The sequence below is a fragment of the Stenotrophomonas sp. C3(2023) genome, assembly GCF_032911385.1.
Lineage (GTDB): Bacteria > Pseudomonadota > Gammaproteobacteria > Xanthomonadales > Xanthomonadaceae > Stenotrophomonas.
In genome coordinates this window covers 1-245 of the sequence record NZ_JAWJLO010000020.1, presented here as the reverse complement: position 1 = coordinate 245, position 245 = coordinate 1, and the positions used below count along the sequence as shown (strand labels likewise).

The 245-nt window shown below is 58.4% G+C and carries 1 pseudogene; it reads right to left on the bottom strand.

Annotation, left to right across the window (positions count from 1 at the left end):
- Nucleotides 1-245 (bottom strand): annotated as a pseudogene (locus RZA67_RS16425) (IS3 family transposase); the annotation flags it as partial.

Below are 245 nucleotides of genomic sequence, written 5' to 3'. Positions count from 1 at the left end.
CACGCGTGATCTTGCGGTAGCCATAGACCGTGCCGCTCGCCAGCCAGGCGTGCTTGATGAGGCCGCGAAGGCGATCATCTTCACGACGACGCGGTCTGTCTGGATTACCCGCTCATGCGTAGTAGCCACTGCGGTTAACCCCAAGGACTCGACACATTGCGGTCAGCCTGAAATGCTTCAGATGCTCACGCATGAACGCGTACTTCGCCGTCATCCCTTGGCGAAGTACGCCGCGGCTTTTTTTA